The sequence below is a fragment of the Kitasatospora putterlickiae genome, assembly GCF_039527695.1.
In the GTDB taxonomy this organism is placed as follows: Bacteria; Actinomycetota; Actinomycetes; order Streptomycetales; family Streptomycetaceae; genus Kitasatospora; species Kitasatospora putterlickiae.
In genome coordinates this window covers 44,184-44,949 of the sequence record NZ_BAAAKJ010000196.1, presented here as the reverse complement: position 1 = coordinate 44,949, position 766 = coordinate 44,184, and the positions used below count along the sequence as shown (strand labels likewise).

At 78.3% G+C, this 766-nt stretch carries 2 protein-coding genes; one reads left to right on the top strand and one right to left on the bottom strand.

All coding sequences use genetic code 11. The features are described 5' to 3' along the window. Window positions 1–346 (top strand): serine protease (locus ABD308_RS19730; RefSeq protein WP_344336478.1); only part of this gene is annotated, 346 nt, incomplete at its 5' end. Window positions 347–436: 90 nt separating this feature from the next. Here the strand turns inward: ABD308_RS19730 and ABD308_RS19725 are convergent. Beyond that, window positions 437–766, bottom strand: a 330-nt coding sequence (locus ABD308_RS19725) for a TetR-like C-terminal domain-containing protein (protein WP_344336476.1), incomplete at its 5' end; no start/stop codon positions are given.

Genomic DNA, 766 nt, shown 5'->3' with positions numbered 1-766 from the left:
CGACCCCTCCTCCGGCCGGGCCCAGGCCTCCGGCTGGGGCGCCACCGCCGAGAACGGCCCGCTCTCCGCGGCCGCCCGCGTCGTCACCGTCCCCCTGATCAGGCGCGACGCCTGCCGCCAGGAGTACGGGGCCGCCGCCGTCACCGACCGCATGATCTGCGCGGGAGAGGACGCCGGCGGCAAGGACGCCTGCCAGGGCGACAGCGGCGGCCCGCTCGTCCAGGGCGGCGCGCTGATCGGCGTCATCTCCTGGGGCGTCGGCTGCGGCCGGCCCGGCGCCGCCGGCGTCTACACCCGGATCGGCGCGCTGCGCCCCTGGATCGACGCCCATCGCGCGGCCGGCTGACCCGGCCCGGAATCCGGTGGCGAACCCGGCCCCCGGACCCCGCCCTCGCCCGCGTCGAGGCCCGGCGTCGTCGCCCCGCCCGAGCGGGGGTCAGAGCACGGCGAGCCGGTCCACCAGCAGCTCCATCCTCCGCTCGGTCTCCTCCGGCGGCAGCCGTCCCGACCGGGTCAGGGTCGCCAGCCCGTGCAGGGCCGCCCAGAACACCTCGGTGAACAACCCCGGGTGGACGCCGTCCCCGGCGACCTCCGCGAGGCTCTCCAGCAGGGCGGCGAAGGCGTCCTTCAGCGGCTCCGGCGTGTCCTCCCGCGCGAACGCCAGGCCGCCGTCGAGCTGGAACATGGCGTCGTAGACCGCCGGGTTGCGGGCGGCGAAGCCGAGGTAGGCGCGGGCGAGGCCGGTGACCCGGGCGCGCGGGCCGTC